Raw genomic sequence first — 25651 nt, 5'->3', positions numbered from 1 at the left:
TGAAAGCCTTATAGCCGGCACCGGGGCCGGTGACGGATTTGTAGTTGCCGGTCAGGCCGGTGGGTCGTATTTAAGGAGGCTAAGCTCACGGCAGGTGGAGGAAAATATTGCTTATGCGGGCAGGAATTTCGTGGCAGGAATAGAATTACCATCAAGAGGTGCGGTTGGGGCCGGGGACACGGGAGGCGGCCGTTACGGACGGCCGGGCGGCGTATGGTAATCCGCATTAGTCCGCGCTTTCCCCGTTTCCGCCGGCACCACGCATACGGCGGGGCCATACCGGCCTGCCGTTTTCCATCCGAACCGAAGGGAGGAAACCTTGTTTTGACAACCGGAATTTCCTTTGGTACCGACGGCTGGCGGGGCATTCTGGCCCGGGATTTTACCTTTGATAACGTGGCCCTGGTGGCCCGGGCCGTGGCCGATTACATCCGTACCCACGGCCTGGCGGAGCGGGGTGTGGTGGTGGGTTATGATAACCGTTTCCTTTCGGATCAGCTGGCTGAAAACGTGGCCGGTGTGTTCACTGCCCGGGGTATTCCCGTATATCTCACCGCCCGGGCCACCCCCACTCCAGTTACGGCCTTCGCCATCAAAGAACACCGGGCCGGAGGGGCGGTCATGCTTACGGCCAGCCACAACCCGCCGGAATACAACGGTTTCAAGTTCATTCCCGAATATGCCGGGCCGGCCCTGCCCCATATCACCCGGGAGATCGAAGAAAATATCCGCCGGCTGCAGGAAGCGGAAAAGACCGCCGGGGAGGGGGGCGCCATCTCATGGGGTGATTTTGCCAGGGAAGAGGCGGTGGAGTGGCCGGCGGGAGAATGGACCGCCGGCCCCGCCCCCGGGGAAAGGACACCCGTGGCCCGGCGGGAAATAATCGATCCCCGGCCGGCTTACTTTAACCATGTCCAGACCCTGGTGGATCTGGGGGCCATCGGCCGGGCCGGGTTGAAAGTGATGGTGGACCCCATGTACGGGGCGGGCATCGGTTATCTGGAAGACTTGCTGGGCGCACATGGAGTACGGGTGGAAGTGATCCACAACCGGCGGGATCCCCTCTTTGGCGGCGGCCTGCCCGAGCCCACGGGCAAGTCCCTGGGGGAACTGCGTTCCCTGGTGCTGGAGAGACAGGCCCATCTGGGGCTGGCCCTGGACGGGGACGCGGACCGTTTTGGCATCATCGACCGGGACGGTAGCTACATTCCGCCCAACCAGTTCCTGCCGTTGCTTTATTACCACCTGCTCACCGCCCGGGAGCAGCGGGGTCCCGTGGCCCGCACCGTGGCCACCACCCACCTGCTGGACCGCCTGGCCCGGGCCTTTGAGCAGGAAGTTTACGAGATGCCGGTGGGCTTTAAATATATCGGCCAGCATATGCTGGAAAAGAACTGCCTGCTGGGGGGGGAGGAAAGCGGCGGCCTGTCCGTGCGGGGGCACATCCCGGAAAAGGACGGCATTCTGGCCGGCCTGCTGGCGGCGGAAATGGTGGCCGTGCACGGCAAGGGCCTGGGGGACCTCCTGGAAGATATCTGGTCCCGTTTCGGTCGCCTGTACAGCGAGCGGCTGGACATGCACACGTCGGCGACCGGCAAGGAGCGGGTGCTGGGACTGCTGAAAGAACTGAATCCTCCCGTACTGGGCGGCTTGCAGGTGGAGCGGCGCATTGCCGTGGACGGAATTAAACTGGTGCTGGAGAACGGCTCCTGGGTCCTGGTACGGGCTTCCGGCACCGAACCACTGTTCCGCATCTACGTGGAGGCCAACAGCGAAGAGGAACTGCACCGCCTGCAGCAGGCCATGCGGGAAATGCTGGGGCTGTAAAGGAGGGGGACATTGGAAAACGTGAGCCTGGCCCTCTCCGGTGCGGGAGGTGCCGGGGCTGTAAAGGAGGGTTTGGCATGTCCGAAAACAAATTAACCCAGGTTTACGATATGGTTGCCCAGTTGATTCATATTGTTGGGAATACCAATGCGGCGGTGGAAGAACTGCGCCGGGGTGTGGAAGATTTGTGCCGGGGTCAGGATGAGCTACGCCGGGGCCAGGATGAGCTGCGTCAGGGCCAGGATGAGCTGCGTCAGGGCCAGGATGAGCTGCGCCGGAGCGTGGAAGAACTGCGCCGGGGTCAGGAAGAACACCGGTTGAAGCTGGCAGCCCTGGAAGGAAGAATGGATTATATTCTTTTAAGATTAGCCAGACAGGATGAAAGATTACTGGCCCATGAAGTGGCCATTCAGGAAATGAGGATGGCCAAAATGGGTTCCACCGGTTAAGTCAAAAATAAAGGACCGGGGTGTCTTCACCGTCCGGTCTTTTCTGTATTAACTTTGCCTTTTATTTGCGCAGACCGTTCACCGCCTGGGCCAGGCCGGCGATGCTGGCGGCCAGGTTTTCCAGTTTGGCCTCGATGCGTACCAGCAAATAGACGGAAACGGCGATGGGGAAGCCCAGGTTGCCTATGGCCTGCAGGATGCTTTCCATGAGCAACACCTCCTGGAAACGTAGGCAATGCCGTACTGTTTGTTTTCCGTCGTTATTTAAGGATGCTTTCCTCAAACAACACCTCCTGGAAATGAAGTTTTCATCCTTTACGGCGGATAAGTGTTCCCGGGGCGCTTTCCGGGCAGTTCTGTAGCTGAACCGGTGCAGGCACTGATATTTCCCTCGCTCCAGCGATTGGCAGTATCTTATCGCTTAAGGATAACGTTGCACCTTTGTAATAAGCACCGGTTTCAGTGAAAGCTTGTCAAATGCCATTTTTAATCCCGGTGCAGCCGGCTATGGGTGCGGTAATGCCGGGTAGTAGAATGACCTTTGAGGCGGGAAGAAGCTGGAGTGATTGGCTGGGACTACCGGTTACGCGGGGTGGGGCGGCAGGGTGTGCCTGTGAATTGTGTTGCGCCGGTACCCGGGGTCGCGAAAAAATGACGCAATCCACCCCCTGCGGCCGCCCCTTCGGCCCCGGCCTGGCGGCCGGGGGCCGAAGGGCTGGGGATTTGACGGGGAGGGTCTTAAGCCGGGTCGTACAGGTCGTTGGTGGTCCGGTCCACGATCTGTACGTCCTGCTTGGAGACCAGGGCGCCTCCGTTGGTGAGGAAGACGTTTTTGCTGATGATCAGGTCCATGACGGCCTCGATTTGAGCCGCAGTGAGGTCGTTTTTGGGATTGTCCAGGCTGATGGAAAAGTTGGACCCGTTTTCATTGCGAAAGACCATGCGCAGGGTCTGGGTGGTGGTCACGGGCATACTTTATACACCTCCTTTCGTGCCGGCCGGCTGATAGCCGCATATCCGGACCGTTCCCGTTTTTTATGGCCGGCCGAACAATTTGAATTGGTCTGTTCCTGCCGGGATACACGGGGTGTTGCCGTTTTTGTCACAGCTTTACTTTAATGCTGTCCCTTTCTCCGCCGGGTGGGCGGGGGCAGCGGCGCCTTTGCCGGCGGGCGGTGCATTGCTCCTTGTCCCTGGAGGTCAATGGGGTGCAGGCAGCCCGCCGGGGCCGGCGGCAGGCCGCCTCTTATAAGAGGCTATGCCTGGACCAGCCGGGCGTTGTCGATGCGGTTGACGCTGTTCAGGGTATACTCCTGCAGGCCGGCCAGGGCCTGGGCCACATCAAAGAGATCCTGGTCCAAAGCGTCGGGCCGCACGTTGTTCAGGTTCTTGTTGCGGTAGACCGGATTGCCACTTGCGTCCACCCCGGTCTGCAGCACCAGGCGCAGGACGGTGCCGGTGGGAACCTTGTTTACAGGCATGGGTGAATTCGCCTCCTTTCCGGGGTTTTCTTCTTCGGTACCGAACGTGTGTTCCCCCTGTGGGTATCATTATACCCCCCTGGGCGGGTCACCGTCAAGGCCAGAAAATGGAAAAATTATGTCTATTTTTGTAATATCCTGCCCGGGTAAGGAGTAGTTCCGGCCGGTACGTGAAAAACTGCCGCTTCATCTCGATTTAATTTGACACCACCCGGTGCATTTGCTAGAATATTCGTGGCAGTTTTACCCATGAGGAGGCGGTAACCATGGCCAGACGCCTGTTTACATCAGAATCTGTAACCGAGGGCCACCCGGATAAGGTGGCCGACCAGATCTCCGATGCCATTTTAGATGAAATAATCGCCCAGGACCCCCTGGCCCGGGTGGCCTGCGAAACCCTGGTGACCACGGGCCTTATTCTGGTGGCCGGGGAAATCACCACCAGGTGCTATGTGGATATCCCCCGGGTGGCCCGGGAGACGGTGCGGGAGATCGGCTACACCAGGGCCAAGTACGGCTTTGACTGCGACACCTGCTCGGTGATAACCTCCATTGATGAACAGTCCCCCGACATTGCCATGGGGGTGGACAGAGCGCTGGAAGCCCGTACCGGGGAAATGACGGACTCGGAAATAGAAGCCATCGGCGCCGGCGACCAGGGAATGATGTTCGGCTATGCCACCAATGAAACGAAGGAACTGATGCCCCTGCCCATTTCCCTGGCCCACAAGCTGGCCCGCCGGTTGGCCACTGTGCGCAAGACCCGGGAGATCCCCTACCTGCGCCCGGACGGCAAAGTGCAGGTGACGGTGGAATACGAAGACGACCGGCCGCTGCGCCTGGATACGCTGGTCATTTCCACCCAGCACCACCCCAGGGTGGAACTGGATCAGATCCGGGAAGATGTAATCGAGAGGGTGGTTCGTCCGGTGGTTCCGCCGGAGTTGCTGAGTCCCACCACCCGTTACTTCATCAACCCCACCGGCCGTTTTGTGATCGGCGGCCCCCAGGGGGACACGGGGCTCACCGGGCGGAAAATCATTGTGGATACATACGGCGGGATGGCCCGTCACGGTGGGGGCTGCTTTTCGGGTAAGGATCCCACCAAGGTGGACCGTTCGGCCAGTTACGCCGCCCGTTACGTGGCCAAGAACATCGTAGCGGCGGGGCTGGCGGACAAGTGTGAAGTGCAGGTGGCCTATGCCATCGGTGTGGCCCGGCCGGTATCCATCATGGTGGACACCTTTGGCACCGGGAAGGTGGGGGAGGATCTGCTGGTTCAACTGATACGCCGCCACTTCGATTTGCGGCCGGCGGGCATTATCAAAACCCTGAACCTGCGCCGGCCCATCTACCGCCGGGTGGCTGTTTACGGGCACTTCGGCCGCACCGACATCGACCTGCCCTGGGAACGCACCGACAAGGCCGAAGCCCTGGCCAGGGATGCCGGCGCCGTGTGTCAGGGGACGGTTCTCTGACACAAGTGTGTCACGGTGTGTCATGACAGCGTGTGTCAGGGGACGGTTCTCTGACACAAGGATATGTCAAGAGACGGTTCAGTTGACATTTCCTGCCCTAAAGGGGGTGTCCCGGCAGACTGTAAAAATGGCCCGGTGGGTGAAAAGGGATTTCCCCGTGGTGTCTTCAGTAAAATTGGTTTTTATGCCATAAAGCTCCGGACTGGCCCGGGGCCTTTTTCTTTCCCGGTATTGACCGGGGCGGGGAACTGCCCACCCGCATTTTTACGTGTCGGTACGCTCCCCTACCGGATAATGGTTGGCCGGTGGTTTCCAGGCGGCCGGCCCTTCCCTTTCACCCCTTTCGCCGGCCATGCATATGGTGAAAAAAAGAGGATGGGGGTGAAAAGAATGTTAGTGCCGTTCCTGCTGGCGCTTTTTGCGGTCTGGCTGTCCATAATGCTGGTACGGGTTTTTTCCCTGGTCGGTCTCCACCGGAACACCGCAGGACAGCCCCGGGGTAAACTGGTGGTGCTGCTGGGCAACCAGGACGGGGCGGCGGAGGGTTTTCTGCGCCGGCTGGCGGCCGGTTGCCTGGCCCGGGTGCCGCCGCTGGATCTGTCGGTAATCGTTGCGGATTGGGGCAGGGATTTGACCGGACCCATTGCGGGCAAACTGGGCCGGCGAATGGGTTTTCAGGCCCTGCCGGCTGAAGAGGCGGACGGGGAAAACCGGGTGGTGTTGAACGCCGCCCTCTCCCGTCTGCCCGGTGAACCCCGGCATGGTATGATGGTTCTGTCCGCTGCTCGATCGGGGCCGGCGGGATCGGAGAGGGGAAAGGGGATCATTCCGGCCTGGTACTATGACGCCAGGGGATTGCAGGGACGGGAACTGTTGAAAGCCCCGGTCCTTCGCCCGGCACCAGCCCGAAATTACTCTGCTTATGATATGTGGTTTCATGCTTGATGGCATAGTGCTACGAAGATCTCATACGCCAGTGAGTGCCGGGCGGCTCAGGGAAGGAGTGCTGTTTTCTGAAGCCCCGTATCCGGGTAAAGATGGAAACGGAAGGCGGTATGACCGGGTAACGGATACCGCTTTTTTATTTTCCGGACCGGTCGAAAGGCCGGCCTTTTTATTTTTAGGTTACCGACCAATGTTCTAAATTTTTAAAAGGTGTTTGTGACATTTACCAATGACATGTTTATTTAAATACAGGCTTCCCGTGGTGGCCTCGGCCGCTGAGGCAATGCACGAAAAGGCCGTTTCCATAGGCGCCTGGGCCGTGGCCCTGGGGTTGCCCACCCACGTGGGTGTGCTGCTCCCGGTGGCGGGGGGTCCCCTGGCCCAGCGTATTCTTACAGAAGGGACTAAGGAGCTGACCGGCGGTTACTTCATTTTGGAGCCGGACCCCGAATCCGCGGCTGAAAAGCTCCTGGAAGCCATCAATGAGCGCCGGGCCGGCCTGGGATTGCGGTTGTCAGCTGGTTCTCACGCTGCTTTTTCCCATGCCCACGCCGTTTAAAGTCCTGTTTTTAATTACACAAACCCTCCCTCCGGGGAGGGTTTGTACTTGAGGTCTTGCTTTTACTCCATGTTTTGGTGAAATAATGTCTAAAAACAAGGTAAGTGCTGGTTCGATTGTTTCTTTTAAGTTTATTGAATAAAGTTCATAATTGAGAAGTAACGCAAATTATATGCTAAAATGTGTTGCATATCATGCAACCCTTTGCTATAATGACATTGTTCTATAAGTTACAGCGAAAATATGTAAAACAATTTTTGAAGAGATAAGGAAATATTATAGATAGAATTTACTTGTACTTAAAACAACAAACCGGTCAAAGGCAGGTGGCTTGCAGGCTCTGGGGCAGAATATTCAGACCATAAGCAGTGCTTAAAAGATTATGTGCGCTAATTCTATTTTCGTATCCGAGGAGGTTAATTATGGATTTCGGGCATTATCTGATTGGCGGGGTTATGCCCTACGTCGCTGTTGCTTTCTTTGTTTTGGGTTTGGGGTATAAAATAGTCTACTGGTTTAAAGCCCCCATGCACCTGCACTGGGAGCTGTTTCCTTACCCTCATACCGTGCCGGAGCAGTTAAAGGAAATGTTTACCGAAGTTTTTACCCTGCGCAGTCTCTATCTTTTTAACCGTAAATTTTGGCTGCCTTCGCTTATGATGCACTGGGGTTTTTATTTTGTTGTTAGTTGGCTGGTTGTTTTACTTTTGGGCTTTTCGTTTGCCCCTTACGTGGGTATGACCGGGGGAGTTTTGGTCCTTGCCGGTTCCTTCTCGCTGTTTTTACTGCGTCTTTTGGACGCAGGAGTACGCAAAATATCGGCCCCGGTTGAATATCTCAACCTGCTTTTTATCTTCCTGCTGGCTTTCAACAGTTTATTTAGCGGTTTTTTGGCGGACTTCCGGGTCAGGTATTATTTCCTGAGTTTGCCGACCTTTAGGCCCGAGTTATCCTTTGCGGCCGATTACCTCATACCGCTGTTTTTGCTTGAGTTATTCCTGATTTACGTGCCCTTTACCCGCATGGCCCACTTTGCGGCCAAGTTCTTTACTTATCACAAGATTAAATGGGGTGAGCTTCACTGATGTGTGCCGTAGCAGCGCAAAAAGTTTTTGATGACTACCGTGTCCTTTCGGATGAAGCGTTAAAGCCGGGTGAGCCCCGGGTGGAAAAATTCCTGCAGGCCATGCGGAAGTCGCTCCAGCAAAAGGAAAACTGGACTTTCTGGCTGCCCTACATCCTTTCCCTGGACACCTGTATGAAATGCGGCACCTGTGCCGGTGTGTGCCCGGTTTACCAGGCCAGCGGGCGCCGGGAGATCTATCACCCCGTTTTCCGCACCGATATGCTGCGCAAGGTTTACAAGCGTTACTTTACCCTGCCGGGAAGGCTTTTCCCCTCCCTGGTGGGGGCGGAGGATCTGACCGAAGAAAAGCTGAACGCCCTGGCCGAAAACATCTACCGGTGCACCATCTGCCGGCGCTGTTCCTACGTCTGCCCGGTGGCTGTGGACAACGGGGTGATTGTGCGGGAGGCCAGGAAAATCCTGGATGCCTGTGATATCGCCCCCGATGAATTGAAGGAGCGCGGCACCCGGCTGCAGGTACGGGTGGGCAACGCCACCGGTATGTCCACCCCGGCCTTTAAAGATATGATTGAATTTCTGGAGGATGAAATCGAAGAAAGCAGGGGCTACCGGGTGACCATACCGGTGGACAAAGAAGGTGCGGAATACCTGCTCATGAACAATGCCGGCGATTACCTGGCCTTTGTGGAAACGGTCATGGGTGTGGCCGAGGTGCTGACGGCGGCCGGGGTGAACTGGACGCTCAACTCGCCGGATACGGGGATTAACGATGCCGTCAATTACGGTGTGTTCTACAGCGATGCCGAGTTTGCCCGGGTGATCAGGGCCCAGGTGGAAACAGCCAGGAAAATGGGCATCAAAACCCTGGTGATCGGTGAGTGCGGACATGCATTTGAGGCGCTGAAGTATTTAATCCTGCGGTTTATTCCCCCCGCGGAGCGGCCCTTTGAGGTGAAGAGCATCCTGGAACTGGAGGATGAATGGCTCCGGGAGGGGCGCATCAAGGTGGACCCGCAGAAAAATACGGAGCCGGTGACCTTCCACGATTCCTGCAAGTACGGCCGGCTGGGGGGCATGTATGAAGAGCCCCGCCGCATATTAAAGGCCTGCTGCACGGACTTTCGCGAGATGAGCCCCAACCGGGAGATGAACCTGTGCTGCGGCGGCGGCAGCGGCTTTGCCATCATGGAAAAGGGCGGCTTCCTGGAGTTCCGCATGGAGACCTACGGGAAGCTGAAGGCACGGCAGCTGGAAGCCACCGGGGCGAAAATCGTGGCCTGTGCCTGTTCCAACTGCAAGGCCCAGTTCCGGGAGATCATCAAGTACCACAAGCTGCCCATGCGTTATGCCGGCGTCAGCGAGCTGCTGGCCAACGCCCTGGTGCGGTAAAAAAAGGGGACAGGCTACATTTGTAAGCGCGGCTGGTATTCTTCTTCATTTATTCTCCGGACCGGTTAAAAGGCCGGTCTTTTTATTTTTTTAGATTTCCGACGAATGTTCGAATTTCTAAAAAGTGTTTGTGACATTTAGTAGCGGCAGAATTTTTTTCAATAATAGTTGAAAAACCCCTGTCTTTTTGATAACATGTAACTAACAATAGTACTGGCGTAACTATCATAAATAATTCTTGAAGTTATTAGAATATCTTATCATAGAAATTCGCCTCCACTTTAAAGTGGGGGTAAGGCCTGAATTCCGCCGCCCCAATTTTGCGCTCCGGTTTCACCGCCGGTCGCCGGGGCGGGTCGTCGGCTTTACCCTGCGGGCGACGCCATCCAAAGGGGGAGTTTCACAATGGAATCGGAAAGCCGGCCCAGGGGTGCGGTGATGGTTGTGGGCGCCGGGATCAGCGGCATGCAAGCGGCCCTGGACCTGGCCGAAGGCGGCTTCAAGGTTTACCTGGTGGAAGAAAAGCCGGCCATCGGGGGTACCATGGTCCGGCTGGACAAAACCTTTCCCACCAACGACTGCGCCATGTGCATCGTTTCCCCCAAACTGGTGGATACGGGCAGGCACTTAAATATTGAAATCCTCACCAGCACCCGTTTGACCGCCCTTAAAGGTCAGCCAGGCAATTTTCGTGCCTTTTTGAAGCAAAAAGCCCGCTATGTGGATTTAAATAAATGCACCGGATGCGGCGAATGCGCCCGGGTCTGCCCGGTGGAAGTGGACAATGAATTCGATGCCGGTCTGGGCAAGCGAAAGGCCGTTTACAAGCTCTTTCCCCAGGCCACCCCGGGAGCCTATGCCATTGACAAACGGGGTGTCTCCCCCTGCCGGGCGGCCTGCCCGGCCGGCGTAAACGTGCAGGGTTACGTGCAGCTGATCAAAAGCGGCAGGCATGTGGAAGCCTGGCAGACCATCTACCGGGATAATCCCTTTCCGGCCATTTGCGGCCGCATCTGCACCCACCCCTGCCAGTCCGCCTGCCACCGGGCCGCCGTGGACGGGGCGGTGAACATCCGGGCGCTGAAGCGCTTTGCCGCCGAAGAGGCCTACCGGGACCTGGACTCCCTGCCCCTGCCGGAGGTGGGGGAGCCCCGCCGGGAAAAGGTGGCCGTGGTGGGCGCCGGACCGGCCGGCCTGTCCGCCGCCTACCAGCTGGTATTAAGGGGCTACCGGGTCACCGTCTTTGAGGCGCTGCCCGCGGCCGGGGGCATGATGCGGGTGGGTATCCCCGAGTACCGCCTGCCCAAAAAGTGGGTGGACCTGGAGGTGGACCTGCTGGCCCGCCTGGGGGTGGAATTTCGGTTTAACACCCGCCTGGGCCGGGAGATCACCCTGGAAGGCCTGCAGGAGAACTATCAGGCCATCTTTGTGGCTCTGGGGGCACATAAGGGCAATTCCCCCGGCCTGCCGGGGGAAGACCTGGCCGGGGTGGAACAGGGCGTGTCCTTCCTGCGCCGGGTGGCCCTGGGCGAACCGGTGGCCGTGGGTCGGCGGGTGGCCGTCATCGGCGGGGGCAACACGGCCATGGACTGCGCCCGTACGGCCGTGCGCCTGGGGGCGGAGGAAGTTTACATATTGTACCGCCGTTCCGAAGGGGAAATCACCGCCCTGCCGGAGGAAAGGCAGGCGGCCCGGGAGGAAGGCGTCCGGTTCATGATGCTCACCAGCCCCATCCGGTTCATCGGCCGGGAGGGCCGGGTGGCGCGGGTGGAGTGCGTGCGGAACCGGTTGGAAGAGGCGGCGGAGGGCGGCCGCCCGCGCCCGGTGCCGGTGGCGGGCAGCGAATTCCTGCTGGACGTGGATACGGTCATCCTGGCCACGGGGCAGCAGCCCGACCTGTCCGGTTTGAACGGCCGGCTGCCTGCCGGCCGGACGTTGACCGCCGACCCGGAAACCCTGGCCACCCCCGTCCCGGGCGTCTTTGCCGGAGGTGACTGTGTCACCGGACCCAAAACGGTGATTGACGCCATTGCCGCCGGTAAAGTCGCGGCTGAATCCATCCACCGTTATCTGACCGGGCAGGACCTGCGGGAAGGCCGGCGGTTCAGGGTGCCCGCGGAAGAGATCGCCCCCATGCGCCAGGCGGCCGGGGATATCCCGCCAGGCAAACCCCTGCCCGTGGCCCACCTGGAGCCCGCAGAGCGGGTGAAGGGGTTTGTGGAAGAGGCGAGGACCTTTATTCCGGAAGAGGCCCGGGCGGAGGCGGAACGCTGCCTGAACTGTGCCGTATGTTCGGAATGCCGGGAATGCGTGAAGGTGTGCCTGGCCGGAGCCATAGATCACGAAATGCGGGATGAGGAGCTGGCTCTGGATGTGGGGGCGGTGATTTTAAGCCCCGGCGCGGAAACCTTCGACCCGTCGCAGCTGCCTTACTACGGTTACGGCCGGTATGCCAACGTAATCACCGGCATCCAGTTCGAGCGCATTTTAAGCGCCTCCGGACCCTACCAGGGCCACCTGGTGCGGCCTTCCGACGGGAAGGAGCCCCGCCGCATCGCCTGGATACAGTGCGTGGGCTCCCGCAATGTGCGCATCGGCCACGACTACTGCTCGTCGGTTTGCTGCATGTACGCCATCAAAGAAGCGGTCATTGCCATGGAGCACAGCCACCATCCCCTGCAGGCCACCATCTTTTTCATGGATATGCGCACCTACGGCAAGGACTTTGAGCGCTACTACCGCCGGGCACGGGAGCAGGGCGTGCGCTTTGTGCGCAGCCGCATTTATGAGGTGAACGGGGGGGAGGACGGGAACCTGCGCATCCGTTACGCCCTCCCCGACGGGCGGGTGCAGGAGGAGGAATTTGACCTGGTGGTGCTCTCAGTGGGCTTTAAGGCCGGGGAGCAGGCCGGGGAGGTGGCTGCCGCCGCCGGAGTCGCCATGGATGAAACGGGCTTTTGCCGCTGCGACGAGTTCACCCCCGGAGTGACTCCGGTGCCGGGGGTCTATGCGAGCGGCATTTTTGCCGGCCCCAGAGACATACCGGAGACGGTCACCGCGGCCAGCGCGGCGGCCGGTTATGTATCCCGCCTGCTGAGCGCCGCCCGGCACAGCGAAACCCGGGTCAAGGAATATCCCCCGGAAAGGGACGTGCACAGGGAGCCGCCCCGGGTGGGGGTCTTTGTCTGCAACTGCGGTATCAACATCGGCAGTGTGGTGCGGGTGCCGGAAGTGGTGGAGTACGCCCGGACCCTGCCCGGGGTGGTCTACGCCCGGGAGTTCCTCTTCACCTGCGCCCAGGACAGTGTGGAAGAAATTAAAAAATGCATCGGCGAGCACCGTTTGAACCGGGTGGTGGTGGCCTCGTGCACCCCCCGCACCCACGCCCCCCTGTTCCAGAGCGTGTTGAAGGAGGCGGGGCTGAACCCCCACCTGTACGAGCACGTAAACATCCGGGAGCACTCCTCCTGGGTGCACCGGGATCAGCCGGCGGCAGCCACGGCCAAGGCGAAGGACCTGGTGCGCATGGCGGTGGCCCGGGTACGCCTGCTCACCCCCATCGGCCAGACATACACCGGCATCAACCGCAGCGCCCTGGTGGTGGGGGGCGGGGTGGCTGGTCTGACGGCGGCCCTCTCCCTGGCCGAACAGGGCTACCGGACCCACCTGGTGGAAAAGGAAGAAGCCCTGGGGGGCAACGCCCGGCATCTTTACTACACCCTGGGGGGATCCGACCCGCAGCGGTATTTGCGGGAATTAACGGAAAAGGTCACCGGCCACCCCCTGATCCGGGTGTACACCGGCAGCACGGTGGTGGAAGCCGGGGGCTACCCGGGGAACTACCACAGCCGGATCAAAACACCGGCGGGGGAAATGGCCATAGAACACGGGGCGGTGGTGATCGCCACCGGCGCCCGGGAAGCCCGCACGGAAGAATACCTGTACGGGAAACACCCGGCGGTGGTCACCCAGCGGGAACTGGAAGAACGGCTGCACCGGGGGGAAGCAAATGACCTGGGCACGGTGGTCATGATCCAGTGCGTGGGCTCCCGGACGGACCAGCGGCCCTACTGCAGCCGCATCTGCTGCAGCCAGGCCATAAAGAACGCGCTGAAGCTGAAGGAGCTGGACCCCCGGGTCCGGATCTTCATCCTGTACCGGGACATCCGGGTATACGGGTTGAACGAGCAATACTACACCGCGGCCCGGCAAAAGGGCATCATATTCATCCGGTACGGGGTGGAACAAAAACCGGTGGTGGAGGCGGCTGGCGACGGCCTGGTGGTGCGGGTCGCCGATCCCGTGCTGGGGGCGGAGCTGGCCATAGAACCGGACCTGCTGGTATTGAGCACCGGGGTGGTGCCGGGGGAAGACAACGCCCGGCTGAGCCAGCTGTTCAAGGTACCCTTGAACGGCGACGGCTTCTTCCTGGAAGCGCACATGAAACTGCGGCCGGTGGACTTTGCCGCCGAAGGGATGTACCTGTGCGGGCTGGCCCACTCCCCGGGGCTGCTGGGGGAATGCATCACCCAGGCCAACGCGGCGGCCATGCGGGCGGTGACCCTGCTGGCCAGAGACCGGCTGGCCAATGTGGCGGAAACGGCCACGGTCAACCCCCGGCGTTGTGTGGGTTGCGGCATGTGCCTGAAGGTGTGCGACTATCAGGCCCGGAGCCTGGACCCGGTGCGGCGGGTGGTGGAGGTCAACGCCGCCCTGTGCCAGGGCTGCGGCGCCTGTGTGGCCGCCTGTCCCAACGGCGCCTCCCGGCAGAAGGGGTACGAAAAGGCGCAACTCCTGGCCATGCTGGAAGCTATTTGAGAGGTGAGAGGTGGGAAGTGGGAAGTGGGAAGTGGGATTGAAAATAAATCACTTCCCCCAACCAAAGTAATCACCATGTTCCTGCCTTTCACCGGGCGGATGGCCCGGGCGTATATAAACGGGAAAATTAGTACTACAGCGTAACATTGGATTAACACGCCGGCATCACCTATCACTGCCGGTGCATTAGAGGCCGATGTCCCTGGAGCCCCCGGAATACATGTGGGATGAAGTAACGCTGTAGTAGTGTTAGCCCGGGCTATATTAAAAAACATTAAAACCTAAGGGGGGTCCTTTGTGTCAACCAGCAGCCGGCCCTCGGGTGCCGTGGTAGTTATCGGTTCCGGTATCAGCGGCATGCAGTCGGCCCTGGACCTGGCCGAAGCCGGGTTCAAGGTCTATGTGGTGGAGCGGGGTCCCGCCGTTGCCGGTCACATGCCCATGCTGGACAAAACATTCCCCACCAATGACTGTTCCATGTGCATTTTGTCCCCCCGGGTGGCCGACCTGGGGAGGCATCACAACATTGAAGTGCTCACCCTGACCGAAGTTACCGGTTTGGACGGGGAGCCGGGCGACTTCACCTTATCCCTTTACAGGCACCCCCGCTATGTGGATGAAAGCCGCTGTGTCAGCTGTGGCCGCTGTGAACAGGTCTGCCCCCGGGAGGTGCCCGGGGAATTCAACCAGGGCCTGGCCCCGCGCAAGGTCATTTACAAGCCCTACGCCCAGGCCTTTCCCAATGCCTACGTTATTGATCCGCAGGCCTGCGTGCGGTGCGGCGCCTGTGCGGAAAAATGCGCCCGCAAGGCCATCGATCACGAGATGCAGGGCCAGGAGCGGCAAATCCGGGCGGGGGCGGTGATCCTTTCCCCGGGGTTTGAGCTGTTTGATCCCGTCTCCCGCCCGGAACTGGGTTACGGCCGTTTTCCCAACGTGGTCACCAGCCTGCAGTTTGAGCGTATTTTAAGCGCCTCGGGTCCCTATGAAGGCCACCTGGTGCGCCCCTCCGACGGCCGGGAGCCCCGGCGGGTGGCCTGGTTGCAGTGTGTCGGTTCCCGGGAGCCCCGCACCGGCATCAACTACTGTTCGGCGGTTTGCTGCATGTATGCCACCAAGGAGGCCATGGTGGCCAGGGAGCATTCCCCCGGACTGGAAACTGCCATTTTTTACATGGATATGCGTGCCTACGGCAAGGGTTTTGAGCAATACTACCGGCGGGCCCGGGAGGAGTACGGAGTGCGCTACGTGCCCTGTGTGATTTCGGAAATCAAGGAAGTGCCGGGCAGCCGCAATCTACTGCTCCGCTACCGGGATAGCGGCGGCGCCTTCCGGGAGGAGGAATTCGACCTGGTGGTCCTCTCCGCGGGTATGCGCCCGGCCCGGGGCAGCGGGGAGCTGGCCGGCGTCCTGGGGGTGGAGCTGGATGGATCCGGCTACTGCCGGCACGAGGAATTCAACCCGGTGGTTACCTCCCGGCCCGGGGTTTATGCGAGCGGCACCTTTGCCGGCCCCAGAGACATACCGGAGACGGTCACCGCGGCCAGTGCGGCGGCCGGTTATGTGTCCCGCCTGCTGAGCGCCGCCCGGCACAGCGAAACCCGGGTCAAGGAATATCCCCCGGAAAGGGACGTGCACAGGGAGCCGCCCCGGGTGGGAGTCTTTGTCTGCAACTGCGGTATCAACATCGGCAGTGTGGTGCGGGTGCCGGAAGTGGTGGAGTACGCCCGGACCCTGCCCGGGGTGGTCTATGCGGGGGAGTTTCTCTTTGCCTGCGCCCAGGACAGCCTGGAGAAGATCCGCAAGATTATCGCCAGCCGCAACCTGAACCGGGTGGTGGTGGCCTCGTGCACCCCCCGCACCCACGCCCCCCTGTTCCAGAGCGTGTTGAAGGAGGCGGGGCTGAACCCCCACCTGTACGAGCACGTAAACATCCGGGAGCACTCCTCCTGGGTGCACCGGGATCAGCCGGCGGCAGCCACGGCCAAGGCGAAGGACCTGGTGCGCATGGCGGTGGCCCGGGTACGCCTGCTCACCCCCATCGGCCAGACATACACCGGCATCAACCGCAGCGCCCTGGTGGTGGGGGGCGGGGTGGCTGGTCTGACGGCGGCCCTCTCCCTGGCCGAACAGGGCTACCGGACCCACCTGGTGGAAAAGGAAGAAGCCCTGGGGGGCAACGCCCGGCATCTTTACTACACCCTGGGGGGATCCGACCCGCAGCGGTATTTGCGGGAATTAACGGAAAAGGTCACCGGCCACCCCCTGATCCGGGTGTACACCGGCAGCACGGTGGTGGAAGCCGGGGGCTACCCGGGGAACTACCACAGCCGGATCAAAACACCGGCGGGGGAAATGGCCATAGAACACGGGGCGGTGGTGATCGCCACCGGCGCCCGGGAAGCCCGCACGGAAGAATACCTGTACGGGAAACACCCGGCGGTGGTCACCCAGCGGGAACTGGAAGAACGGCTGCACCGGGGGGAAGCAAATGACCTGGGCACGGTGGTCATGATCCAGTGCGTGGGCTCCCGGACGGACCAGCGGCCCTACTGCAGCCGCATCTGCTGCAGCCAGGCCATAAAGAACGCGCTGAAGCTGAAGGAGCTGGACCCCCGGGTCCGGATCTTCATCCTGTACCGGGACATCCGGGTATACGGGTTGAACGAGCAATACTACACCGCGGCCCGGCAAAAGGGCATCATATTCATCCGGTACGGGGTGGAACAAAAACCGGTGGTGGAGGCGGCTGGCGACGGCCTGGTGGTGCGGGTCGCCGATCCCGTGCTGGGGGCGGAGCTGGCCATAGAACCGGACCTGCTGGTATTGAGCACCGGGGTGGTGCCGGGGGAAGACAACGCCCGGCTGAGCCAGCTGTTCAAGGTACCCTTGAACGGCGACGGCTTCTTCCTGGAAGCGCACATGAAACTGCGGCCGGTGGACTTTGCCGCCGAAGGGATGTACCTGTGCGGGCTGGCCCACTCCCCGGGGCTGCTGGGGGAATGCATCACCCAGGCCAACGCGGCGGCCATGCGGGCGGTGACCCTGCTGGCCAGAGACCGGCTGGCCAATGTGGCGGAAACGGCCACGGTGGATGAGGAAATATGTGCAGGTTGCGGCATGTGCCTGAAGGTGTGCGACTATCAGGCCCGGAGCCTGGACCCGGTGCGGCGGGTGGTGGAGGTCAACGCCGCCCTGTGCCAGGGCTGCGGCGCCTGTGTGGCCGCCTGTCCCAACGGCGCCTCCCGGCAGAAGGGGTACGAAAAGGCGCAGCTCCTGGCCATGCTGGAGGCCGTTTGAGAGGTGGGAAGTGGGAAGTGGGATTGAAAATAAATCACTTCCCCCAACCAAAGTAATCACCATGTTCCTGCCTTTCACCGGGCGGATGGCCCGGGCGTATATAAACGGGGTAATTGTTCGGTAAAACCGCTACCATCGGCATGGTGCCGCATTGTCCAAAGCAAACGACTTGCGGAGCACTGGAGTGAGCGTGGACAACACGGCACAATGGCGAAGTCACTGAACATTTACTAAACGGGAAAAAGAGAGATGGGAAAAAAGTTTATTCAAGGGGGTTCTTCCTCATGAGCGTCATGCTTCACCAGAGGCCCGTGGTCCAGCCGGTGCCGGAGGAGCGGCCGGAACAGGAGCTGAAAGTGGTGGCTTCCTTTGAGCCCAAAATCGTGGGCCTGGTCTGCAACTGGTGTTCCTATGCCGGGGCCGACCTGGCCGGCACGTCGCGCATCCAGTACCCGCCCAACATCCGCCTGGTACGGGTGATGTGCACCGGTTCGGTGGACCCGCTGTATATCCTGCGCCCCCTGATGGACGGGGTCGACGGTGTGCTGGTGGGCGGGTGACACCCCGGGGACTGCCACTATGGTAGTGGCAATTACAAGGCCCGGCGGCGCATTGCCGCCTTAAGGGCCATCCTGCAGCAGTTCGGTATCGGCGAAGAGCGGGTCTGGTTCCGTTTCATCAGCGCTTCCGAAGGTAAGCGCTTTGCCGAAACCGTTCAGGAGATGGTTGCCGAACTGAAAAAGCTGGGTCCCAATCCCCTGCGCCGCCGGTGGGACATTTAACTGCCATAGCAAACCATATTGCGGAGCGCCGCCCGGCACTCACCGGCAATGAGGCCCCTTCCATGCCTGTTATGACAAAAAGCTCGGAGCTCTTTGGGGTATGACTTTTCAGTGAGTGCTGGACGGTTCTTTGCCGGAAAAAACCCGTGACCATCGCCACCCCGGCAGTGGCGTAAATTGAAGGTGGTGTCCTATGCAAACTGCGATTATTAAAGTGGATTCCGGCTTACCCCGGCAGGCCGCCGCCAGCTTCCTGCAGGCCCTCCTGGAACACCGGGTGGTGGATGTTCTGGTGGTTCCCCGGGAAGTGGGTTCCAGGCGTATGGTGGTGCCCGCCCTGGTGGTCTCCCCCGATGGATTGGCCGGGGCCAGTCCCTTCGCCCCGGTGGCCCTTATCAACGCCGCCCGGGCGGTCAGCCAGCTTACCGCCCGGGATCCCGGGGTAAGGGTGGGGGCGGTGTTGCGTCCCTGCGAAATCCGTGCCCTGGTGGAAATGGCCAAACTGCAGCAGGTTACCCTGGAGAAGGTTCTGATTATTGGGGTGGACTGTGCGGGTACCTTTGAGCCGGTGGATTATTATCAACTGACGGCAAAGGGTTTGGATCCCGATGCCTGGCTGGTCCGGGCGGCGGAGGCGGGCCATGGGGCGTGGAACGGTACCGCGGTCCGGACGGCCTGTACCATTTGCCGCACCCCGGTGCCCTCCGGCGCCCACCTGGCCCTCCACTGGTTGGGGTTTGCTGCGGCCCGGGAAGTGGGTGTGGGCTGGGAGGAGGGGGCCGTTGATCTGGCTCCTTTGCTGGAAGCCGGCGTTTTGCTGTCCGGTGAACCGCCGGCAGGCCGGCAGCCCCTGGTGGAATCCCTCCAGCAACAGCGGCAGGAACTGGAGGAGCAGCTTTGCCGGGATTTTGCCGCCCGGGCATCGGATATCAACCACTTGCTGGACGAACTGGCACCCTGCCTGCGCTGCCACAACTGCCGGGAGGTTTGCCCCATCTGCGTCTGCCGCGAATGCGTTTTCGACAGCAACCTTTTTGAACATGAACCGGAAAAATTCCTGCGCTGGGCCGGAACCCGGGGGGCGCTGGAACTGCCCACCGATACATTGCTTTACCACCTGACCCGCATGCATCACATGGCGGTCAGCTGTGTGGGCTGCGGGCAATGTGAAAGCGGTTGTCCCAGCAGAATTCCCCTCACCCTGCTTTTTCGCACCATCGGCAAAAAGCTGCAGGGGATCTTTGACTACCAGCCCGGGGCCAGTACAGCTGACCCGCCACCCCTGACCACGTACCGGGAGCAGGAACTGGAACCCAGGTAGGGCCGGCGGCCGGGGCTGTTCCCGCATGTTCTTCACATTAGTTCTTCGTAAGGAAATCCCTTAAATAATATTCCCGAGGTGGTTTTTATGGCTACCGCCGTATTGCGCCTGCCGGCCGGTGAAACGGCCCTGGATCCGGGCTTCCCGGAAGAGGTGGCCCGGTTGAGCGGCCAGCCCCTGGAGCTATGTTTCCAGTGCCAGAAATGCGCCTCCGGATGTTATCCCACCCAGGAGGGCGACTATACACCCAATCAAATAATGCGCTTAATTCAATATGGAGCCCGGGATGCGGTATTGCAAAGCCGGACCATCTGGTTGTGCACTTCCTGCGAAACCTGCGGTCTGCGCTGTCCCAATGGTATCCGTATGGCCGAGGTTATGGACGTCTTAAGGGAAATGGCCGTGGCCGGGGGTATCAGCCCATCCGGTGAAACAGCCCCCCTGTTTCACCGCCTCTTTCTGGGGGAAGTGCGGGCCACCGGGCGGGTGCAGGAAACCATGCTCATGATGAAATTCAAGCTGAGAACGGGTAATCTTTTCAGCGATGTGGACCTGGGCTGGCGGCTGTTCCGGCGGGGTAAACTGCCCCTCTTACCCCGTTTGAAAAAAGATCCGGCGGTGCGGCAGATTTTCCAACGGACCGGCGGGTAAGGACAACGCCGTGCCTTTGTATTAACCACCGGTTTCAGTGAACACTTACTTTTGAAGGAAGTGGGATCCATGCAATACAGTTATTACCCCGGCTGCTCCCTGGAAGCCACCGGGATGGAGTACGACCTGTCCGCCCGGGCGGTAGCCGCGGCCCTGGGCATGGAACTGGCTGAGTTGAAGGGCTGGGCCTGTTGCGGTTCCTCTTCGGCCCATGCGGTGAACCGGGACCTGGCCCTGGGGCTGGCCGCCCACAATATCGCCCTGGCCCAGGAGCAGGGCCGGGACCTGCTGGTGCCCTGCGCAGCCTGCTACACCCGCCTTTCCCGGGCCGATTACCGCCTGCGGCATGAACCGGACGAAAGGGCGCGGGCGGAGAAACTGGCCGGGTTTTCCTACACCGGTGGCATTCAGGTCTATTCTTTTCTGGAAGCGGTACGGGAGCACGCGGGGCTGAAGGAAATAGCCGGCAGGGTGCAGCGGCCCCTCACCGGCCTGAAGCTGGCCTGTTATTACGGCTGCCTGCTGGTGCGCCCGCCGGAGGTGCGGCCCTTTGACCGGGCCGAAGATCCCCAATCCCTGGACGAAGTGGTTGCCGCCCTGGGGGCGGAACCCGTTTCCTGGTGTTATAAAACCACCTGCTGCGGGGCGGGGCTTTCCCTCACCCGGCCGTCCGTGGTGGGCCGGCTGGTGGGCCGGCTGCTGTCAGCAGCCCGGGAGGCCGGCGCCCATGCCCTGGTCACCGCCTGCCCCCTGTGCCAGAACAACCTGGAGATGCGCCGCCCGGCGGCGGAAAATATCCCGGTGTTTTATTTCACGGAGCTGATGGGCCTGGCCTTCGGGCTGGATGACGCCCGGAAATGGCTGAAAAAGCACCTGGTGGATCCCTTCGCCCTCCTGCAGGAACTCTCCCTGGCGGGCTGAACCGGGGTACTTGAACTTGGCAACCGTAATGCTGAATTAAACGGATCGGGGTGCCCCACCTTAATTCGGAACCTCTACCTGGCCGGTGAGACCCGTATCCCAACATTTCCCGGCTTGATTATACCATAAATTGCCGGCAGTTCCGGCAACTTTTTCTTTTCCGGGTTTAAATTTCCCCTGGAATTCCCCTTGCCTCGAACTGGTGTTCCCGATATAATATATCTGGAACATATGTTTCAGGCAGGGGGTCTTCCATGTCCCGGTCCATACTTTTAGCCGACATGAATTCCTTTTTCGCCAGCGTGCACCAGGCGCTGGACCCGGCCCTGCGGGGGAAACCGGTGATTGTGGCCGGGGACCCCTCCCGGCGGCACGGGGTGGTCCTGGCCGCCAGCTACGAGGCCAAGATCAAAGGGGTGAAAACGGGCCTGACGGTGGGGGAGGCCCGGGTGCTCTGCCCGGAAGGGGTTTACATCCAGCCCCGGCACCACCTCTACGTGCATTTTTCCAGCCGCATCCTGCGCATCATGCGCGACTTCACCCCCCTGGTGGAACCCTTCTCCATTGACGAGGCTTTTATGGACGTTACAGGTTCCGTCAAACTCTTCGGCCCTCCCGTGGACATCGCCCGCCGGCTGAAGGAACGCATCCGCCGGGAGGTGGGCGTCACCTGCAGCGTGGGTATCGGCCCCAACAAGCTGCTGGCCAAGATGGCCGCCGGACTGCAAAAGCCCGACGGCCTCACCGTGCTCACCCATGAGGATGTGCCCCGGCGCCTGTGGCCCCTGCCGGTGCGGGAACTTTTCGGCGTGGGTCCCCGCTACCAGCAGCACTTAAGAAAGCTGAACATCCATACCATCGGCGACCTGGCCAGCTTTCCCGTGGAGATACTGCAAAAGAGATTCGGCTTCTACGGGCTCTTACTCTGGCTCTGCGCCCGGGGCATCGACCACAGCCCGGTGGACCCGGACAGCCTGAACCGGGTGAAGAGCATCGGCCAGCAGATCACCCTGCCCCGGGACTACCGGGGGGAGGAGATCCGCGTGGTGCTCCTGGAACTGGCCGACCGGGTGGCCCGCCGGGCCCGGGCCGGGGGGTATGCGGGCCGGACGGTGGTCCTCTCTTTGAAAGATATCCATTTCCACTGGCTTTCCCGCCGCAAAACCCTGCCCCTGCCCACGGCCCTGGCGGGGGATATCTACCGGGCGGGGGTGGAGTTGCTGGAGGAGAACTGGCCCCCCTCCTGGCCGGTGCGCATGGTGGGCCTGGCCCTGGCCGGCCTGGCGGCCGGGGTGCCGGAACAGCTGACCCTGTTCGGGGAAAGGGAAAAGCGGCGCCGGGCGGAGGAGGCCTGCGACGCCATCACCGGCCGCTATGGGGAGGGATCTATCTTTCGTGCCATCTCCCTCACCGGGGCCGGTGTGTTCCACTTGAAAAATTCGCCTTTATAACTGGCAGGGATTTCTTCACCGGATAAAGCGCGCCGGTTGCAGGACGCGTCCGGATTGTCCTTACATAAGGCTGAAAATAGTATGCGGCAGGATGACTGCCCCGTTGTTAATGGAAGTGGATCAGGCCGGCGGCAACGACTGTTCTCCGGGGAGGGATGCAGCTGTGAAAGACAACAAACTGTGGGAGGGTCACCGCATCATCCTCCCGGAAATGCGGGAAAAGGCCGTACACACCTGCCGGGACTGCCGGTTCTTCGTGGAAATCCAGGGCCGGTGGGAAAGCCGCTCCGGCTGCGTGGCCGGCATTCCCCGTTACGGCACACTGGAAAGGCGTGTACCGCCCATGATCCATGCCCTGGAAATATTGCAGATGGCCGGCCGGGATGGGCTGCAGGCCGCCCTGGAGGGCGGCCACCCGGATAATCCGGCCTGCGGCCTGTTCCGGCCCCGCAGCTCATCAGGGCAGGCTAGAGGCGGGGGTGTTCCCGGCGAAAAAAACAGGTGACATTTCCTGCCCGGTGTGCTAATATAATCACACGGGGTTTCATGCCGCAAGAGCCAGTGGAAAGAGCAGGACAATTACATAATGAGGGGAGCTGAGAATGAGCTGAGCCTGCGGAGTCCAGACGAGCGGAGGATTTGTCATGGATAGAACCGGGTTCAGCCCGGTTTTCTTATTTATTACGCCGCTTTTGAGATGATTAACGAAAAAAGATTGAGACAGGAGGTCATCATATGCCTGAAAGTCATATCTTACCATTACAGGAAGGCAGAATGGCCCGCACCAAGCAGGTGGCGGTGGTGGCCATATTGCTTGCCATTGGCGCCGTGTTGCGTATCTTTACCCCGCCGGTGGCCGGCATAACCCCCAACTTCGTCATTGCCATGTACTGCCTGTCCATCATGCTGGTACGGCCGGGTCCGGGCGGGGCCGTGGGCATCGGCCTGGTGGCCGGCGCCGTGTGCATGATCTTTTCCAAGTCCCCCATTCCTTACCTGAACCTGATCAGCGAACCCGTAGGGGCCGTGGTCTGCGCCTTCATCGTCCGCTACCTTCCCGAGCTGGCCGTGGGCCGCTATCCCTTCAAGCCCGGTGTGGCCGCCGGCCTGGGCACCCTGGCCAGCGGTTTGACCTATATCACCCTTAATTTCAAATATGCCCTGCACCTGCCCGTGGCGGCCTGGCAGGCGGCATTCCTGACCGTGGTCATACCCGTGGCTCTGATCAATGTGGTGCTGGTGCAGGTTCTTTACGTCCCGGTGCGCAAATTCCTGCGGGCATGAGGTGAATCCGGGTGGGTGTACTGGAGATCAAGGACCTTTATTTTACCTACGGTGGCAGCGATACCCCGGCACTGAACGGTCTGAGCCTGCGGGTGGATGAAGGGGAATTTTTCGGCATTACCGGTCCCACCGGGGCGGGGAAGACCACCCTGGCCTGCTGCATAAACGGCCTGATTCCGCATTTTTACCGGGGGCGCCTGCAGGGCCGGGTGCTGGTTTTCGGGGAGCCGGTAGGGGAGAGTACACCCGCCCGCCTGGCCCGCAGCGTGGGCAGCGTGTTTCAGGATGCGGAAAGCCAGGTGATCTGTGCGGATGTGGAGCAGGAGGTGGCCTTTGGGCTGGAAAATATGGGTTTTTCGCCCCGGGAGATGGAGGAGCGTATCCAGACGGCCCTGGAACTGGTGGGCCTGTCCGGTTTCCGTCAGCGTCCCACCGCCTGGTTGTCGGGCGGGGAAAAGCAGCGTCTGGCCATTGCCGCCGCCCTGGCCCCCCTGCCCCGGGTGCTGGTGCTGGATGAGCCCACATCGGAACTGGATCCCCTGGGTACCAGGGAAATTTTTCAGGTGCTGCGGCGTTTAAACCGGGAGATGGGGATGACCATTATCATTATGGAGCAAAAGACCGACTATCTGGCGGCCTTTGCCGACCGTATGCTGGTGCTGGAAGCCGGGCGGGCGGTGCTGGAGGGGTCTCCGGCGGCGGTGATGAGGCAACAGGCGGATCTGGACCGGGTGGGGGTGCGGGTGCCCGATGTGGCCCGCCTGGCCCTGATGCTGGGTATTGGCCGGGATGAAAACCTGCCGCTGACGGTGGACCATGGCCGCTCCCTGGTGGAAAAATGGCTGCAAAAAAGGGGACAGTCCCCTTTTCATACAGGTAAGTTAATAAGTTAATGACCGGGTAACCCGGGTTTGATGGACGGGGGGGCGGAGCACGTTGCAGCGCAGGACAATTACCGGCGGCACAGATGACCGGGCTCCGGAGCCGGTGCTCCGGGTGGAAAACCTGTGCTTCAGTTACCGGGCGGGGGAGCCGGTTTTGCAAAATGTATCCCTGGAAATTCACCGCGGGGAAATAGTGGCCCTGATCGGGCAGAACGGGGCCGGCAAATCCACCCTGGCCAGGCATTTCAACGGCCTGCTGAAGCCGGAAAGGGGCCGGGTGCTGGTGGACGGGCGGGATACTGCCGGCGAGCCCGTGGCCGCCCTGGCCCGCACCGTGGGCTATGTTTTTCAAAATCCGGACCGGCAGATTTTCCACGATACGGTGGCCCGGGAAGTGGCCTTTGGCGTGCAAAACATGGGATATTCCCGGGAGGAAGTGGACCGGCGGGTGCAACGGGCGCTGGCGGCGGTGGGGCTGGAAGGATGTGCCGGGGCCTATCCCTTTGCTTTAAGCCGGGGGCAGCGGCAGCGCCTGGCCCTGGCCTCGGTGCTGGCCATGGAGCCGCCGGTGATTATCCTGGATGAACCCACCACCGGGCAGGATTACCGGGAATCCATGGAGATTATGGAACTGGTGGATAATTTAAACCGCCGGGGACACACCATCCTTTTCATCACCCACGATATGTCCCTGGTAGCCCGCTTTGCCCGCCGGGTGGTGGTGCTCTGCCGGGGCAGGGTGCTTATGGACGGGCCGGTGCGGCAGGTGTTCAGCCAGCCGGATGTGCTGGGGCAGACCTTTTTACGCCCGCCCCAGATCACCCGCCTGGCTCAGTCGCTGGAGGCATATGGCATACCCGGTGACGTGCTGACAGTGGAGGAGCTTTACCGCCACCTGCTGGAGCTGCGGGGCTCCCGGGAGAAACGGGCGGCTTCCATGTGAACCGGGAGCCTTAAATCTAAAGTCCTTTTTCTGCCCTGACCGACTGCTCCCTTATGTTCGGCTTCGTGTTTTCAATCGGCT

The 25651-nt window shown here is 60.9% G+C and carries 21 protein-coding genes; 18 read left to right on the top strand and 3 right to left on the bottom strand.

Annotation, left to right across the window (positions count from 1 at the left end; translation table 11 throughout):
* Positions 1 to 324: 324 nt before the first annotated feature.
* Together GFC01_RS04490 and GFC01_RS04485 are read left to right on the top strand one after the other, a co-directional pair.
* A complete protein-coding gene (locus GFC01_RS04490; protein WP_152945441.1) occupies positions 325 to 1827 on the top strand; it encodes a phosphoglucomutase/phosphomannomutase family protein in 1503 nt (500 codons plus the stop codon).
* Between the two features lie 77 nt (positions 1828 to 1904).
* The gene (locus GFC01_RS04485) at positions 1905 to 2276 is read left to right on the top strand and encodes a hypothetical protein (protein WP_152945440.1); all 372 of its coding nucleotides are present in this window, start codon (positions 1905 to 1907) and stop codon (positions 2274 to 2276) included.
* Positions 2277 to 2337: 61 nt separating this feature from the next.
* Here GFC01_RS04485 and GFC01_RS04480 read toward each other — a convergent pair whose 3' ends face one another.
* The 3 genes from GFC01_RS04480 to GFC01_RS04470 form a co-directional block, all read right to left on the bottom strand.
* Positions 2338 to 2484, bottom strand: coding sequence for a YvrJ family protein (locus GFC01_RS04480; RefSeq protein ID WP_152945439.1), 147 nt, complete (start codon positions 2482 to 2484; stop codon positions 2338 to 2340).
* A 530-nt stretch (positions 2485 to 3014) separates the two neighbouring features.
* Complete coding sequence (locus GFC01_RS04475) at positions 3015 to 3248, bottom strand: DUF2922 domain-containing protein (protein ID WP_152945438.1); 234 nt, start codon at positions 3246 to 3248, stop codon at positions 3015 to 3017.
* A gap of 284 nt (positions 3249 to 3532) precedes the next feature.
* On the bottom strand, positions 3533 to 3757 hold the full coding sequence (locus GFC01_RS04470; protein WP_152945437.1) for a DUF1659 domain-containing protein: 225 nt from the start codon (positions 3755 to 3757) through the stop codon (positions 3533 to 3535).
* 266 nt (positions 3758 to 4023) lie between these two features.
* On the opposite strand from GFC01_RS04470, the gene metK reads away from it, so the two are divergent.
* The 16 genes from metK to GFC01_RS04390 all read left to right on the top strand — a co-directional run bounded on the left by metK (position 4024) and on the right by GFC01_RS04390 (position 25570).
* Positions 4024 to 5235 (top strand): methionine adenosyltransferase, encoded by a 1212-nt coding sequence (metK, locus tag GFC01_RS04465; protein WP_152945436.1) that lies wholly within the window; start codon positions 4024 to 4026, stop codon positions 5233 to 5235.
* 390 nt (positions 5236 to 5625) lie between these two features.
* Positions 5626 to 6180 carry a hypothetical protein gene (locus GFC01_RS04460; RefSeq protein ID WP_152945435.1) on the top strand — a complete coding sequence of 185 codons (555 nt, stop codon included), beginning with the start codon at positions 5626 to 5628 and terminating at the stop codon, positions 6178 to 6180.
* A 229-nt stretch (positions 6181 to 6409) separates the two neighbouring features.
* On the top strand, positions 6410 to 6739 hold the full coding sequence (locus GFC01_RS04455) for a hypothetical protein (protein WP_152945434.1): 330 nt from the start codon (positions 6410 to 6412) through the stop codon (positions 6737 to 6739).
* 422 nt (positions 6740 to 7161) lie between these two features.
* The gene (locus GFC01_RS04450) at positions 7162 to 7824 is read left to right on the top strand and encodes a nitrate reductase (protein WP_152945487.1); all 663 of its coding nucleotides are present in this window, start codon (positions 7162 to 7164) and stop codon (positions 7822 to 7824) included.
* The gene (locus GFC01_RS04445) at positions 7824 to 9215 is read left to right on the top strand and encodes a (Fe-S)-binding protein (protein ID WP_152945433.1); all 1392 of its coding nucleotides are present in this window, start codon (positions 7824 to 7826) and stop codon (positions 9213 to 9215) included. Before GFC01_RS04450 ends, GFC01_RS04445 begins: the two co-directional genes overlap by 1 nt.
* A 405-nt stretch (positions 9216 to 9620) precedes the next feature.
* On the top strand, positions 9621 to 14033 hold the full coding sequence (locus GFC01_RS04440; RefSeq protein ID WP_152945432.1) for an NAD(P)-binding protein: 4413 nt from the start codon (positions 9621 to 9623) through the stop codon (positions 14031 to 14033).
* Positions 14034 to 14330: 297 nt separating this feature from the next.
* Positions 14331 to 17333, top strand: a complete 3003-nt coding sequence (locus tag GFC01_RS04435; protein WP_341473750.1) for an FAD-dependent oxidoreductase — start codon at positions 14331 to 14333, stop codon at positions 17331 to 17333.
* Positions 17334 to 17617: 284 nt separating this feature from the next.
* Positions 17618 to 18115 (top strand): hydrogenase iron-sulfur subunit, encoded by a 498-nt coding sequence (locus GFC01_RS04430; protein WP_243137234.1) that lies wholly within the window; start codon positions 17618 to 17620, stop codon positions 18113 to 18115.
* A 193-nt stretch (positions 18116 to 18308) separates the two neighbouring features.
* A complete protein-coding gene (locus GFC01_RS04425) occupies positions 18309 to 19436 on the top strand; it encodes a Coenzyme F420 hydrogenase/dehydrogenase, beta subunit C-terminal domain (RefSeq protein ID WP_152945431.1) in 1128 nt (375 codons plus the stop codon).
* Positions 19437 to 19523: 87 nt separating this feature from the next.
* Positions 19524 to 20087, top strand: coding sequence for a 4Fe-4S dicluster domain-containing protein (locus GFC01_RS04420; protein WP_152945430.1), 564 nt, complete (start codon positions 19524 to 19526; stop codon positions 20085 to 20087).
* 69 nt (positions 20088 to 20156) lie between these two features.
* Positions 20157 to 21008, top strand: coding sequence for a CoB--CoM heterodisulfide reductase iron-sulfur subunit B family protein (locus GFC01_RS04415; protein ID WP_152945429.1), 852 nt, complete (start codon positions 20157 to 20159; stop codon positions 21006 to 21008).
* Positions 21009 to 21262: 254 nt separating this feature from the next.
* Entirely contained in the window at positions 21263 to 22459 is a 1197-nt protein-coding gene (dinB, locus tag GFC01_RS04410; protein ID WP_152945428.1) for a DNA polymerase IV, read from the top strand.
* Between the two features lie 109 nt (positions 22460 to 22568).
* The gene (locus tag GFC01_RS04405; RefSeq protein ID WP_243137248.1) at positions 22569 to 22964 is read left to right on the top strand and encodes a hypothetical protein; all 396 of its coding nucleotides are present in this window, start codon (positions 22569 to 22571) and stop codon (positions 22962 to 22964) included.
* 230 nt (positions 22965 to 23194) lie between these two features.
* On the top strand, positions 23195 to 23743 hold the full coding sequence (locus GFC01_RS04400; RefSeq protein ID WP_152945427.1) for a tryptophan transporter: 549 nt from the start codon (positions 23195 to 23197) through the stop codon (positions 23741 to 23743).
* Positions 23744 to 23754: 11 nt separating this feature from the next.
* Positions 23755 to 24636 (top strand): energy-coupling factor ABC transporter ATP-binding protein, encoded by an 882-nt coding sequence (locus GFC01_RS04395; RefSeq protein ID WP_341473749.1) that lies wholly within the window; start codon positions 23755 to 23757, stop codon positions 24634 to 24636.
* A 43-nt stretch (positions 24637 to 24679) separates the two neighbouring features.
* Positions 24680 to 25570 carry an energy-coupling factor ABC transporter ATP-binding protein gene (locus GFC01_RS04390; RefSeq protein ID WP_152945426.1) on the top strand — a complete coding sequence of 297 codons (891 nt, stop codon included), beginning with the start codon at positions 24680 to 24682 and terminating at the stop codon, positions 25568 to 25570.
* Positions 25571 to 25651 lie beyond the last annotated feature (81 nt).

Origin of the sequence: Desulfofundulus thermobenzoicus, assembly GCF_009428905.1 — a bacterium.
Classification (GTDB): domain Bacteria; phylum Bacillota; class Desulfotomaculia; order Desulfotomaculales; family Desulfovirgulaceae; genus Desulfofundulus_A; species Desulfofundulus_A thermobenzoicus.
Note: the sequence above shows the minus strand (reverse complement) of the source record. Positions and strands in the feature narration are given on the sequence as shown.

Excerpts from the sequence above, each read along its gene's own strand:
- GFC01_RS04485 (WP_152945440.1), top strand. The coding sequence starts at position 1,905 with ATGTCCGAAAACAAATTAACCCAGGTTTACGATATGGTTGCCCAGTTG.
- GFC01_RS04480 (WP_152945439.1), bottom strand. The coding sequence starts at position 2,484 with ATGGAAAGCATCCTGCAGGCCATAGGCAACCTGGGCTTCCCCATCGCC.
- GFC01_RS04475 (WP_152945438.1), bottom strand. The coding sequence starts at position 3,248 with ATGCCCGTGACCACCACCCAGACCCTGCGCATGGTCTTTCGCAATGAA.
- GFC01_RS04470 (WP_152945437.1), bottom strand. The coding sequence starts at position 3,757 with ATGCCTGTAAACAAGGTTCCCACCGGCACCGTCCTGCGCCTGGTGCTG.
- metK (WP_152945436.1), top strand. The coding sequence starts at position 4,024 with ATGGCCAGACGCCTGTTTACATCAGAATCTGTAACCGAGGGCCACCCG.
- GFC01_RS04460 (WP_152945435.1), top strand. The coding sequence starts at position 5,626 with ATGTTAGTGCCGTTCCTGCTGGCGCTTTTTGCGGTCTGGCTGTCCATA.
- GFC01_RS04455 (WP_152945434.1), top strand. The coding sequence starts at position 6,410 with ATGACATGTTTATTTAAATACAGGCTTCCCGTGGTGGCCTCGGCCGCT.
- GFC01_RS04450 (WP_152945487.1), top strand. The coding sequence starts at position 7,162 with ATGGATTTCGGGCATTATCTGATTGGCGGGGTTATGCCCTACGTCGCT.
- GFC01_RS04445 (WP_152945433.1), top strand. The coding sequence starts at position 7,824 with ATGTGTGCCGTAGCAGCGCAAAAAGTTTTTGATGACTACCGTGTCCTT.
- GFC01_RS04440 (WP_152945432.1), top strand. The coding sequence starts at position 9,621 with ATGGAATCGGAAAGCCGGCCCAGGGGTGCGGTGATGGTTGTGGGCGCC.
- GFC01_RS04425 (WP_152945431.1), top strand. The coding sequence starts at position 18,309 with ATGCAAACTGCGATTATTAAAGTGGATTCCGGCTTACCCCGGCAGGCC.
- GFC01_RS04420 (WP_152945430.1), top strand. The coding sequence starts at position 19,524 with ATGGCTACCGCCGTATTGCGCCTGCCGGCCGGTGAAACGGCCCTGGAT.
- GFC01_RS04415 (WP_152945429.1), top strand. The coding sequence starts at position 20,157 with ATGCAATACAGTTATTACCCCGGCTGCTCCCTGGAAGCCACCGGGATG.
- dinB (WP_152945428.1), top strand. The coding sequence starts at position 21,263 with ATGTCCCGGTCCATACTTTTAGCCGACATGAATTCCTTTTTCGCCAGC.
- GFC01_RS04405 (WP_243137248.1), top strand. The coding sequence starts at position 22,569 with ATGGAAGTGGATCAGGCCGGCGGCAACGACTGTTCTCCGGGGAGGGAT.
- GFC01_RS04400 (WP_152945427.1), top strand. The coding sequence starts at position 23,195 with ATGCCTGAAAGTCATATCTTACCATTACAGGAAGGCAGAATGGCCCGC.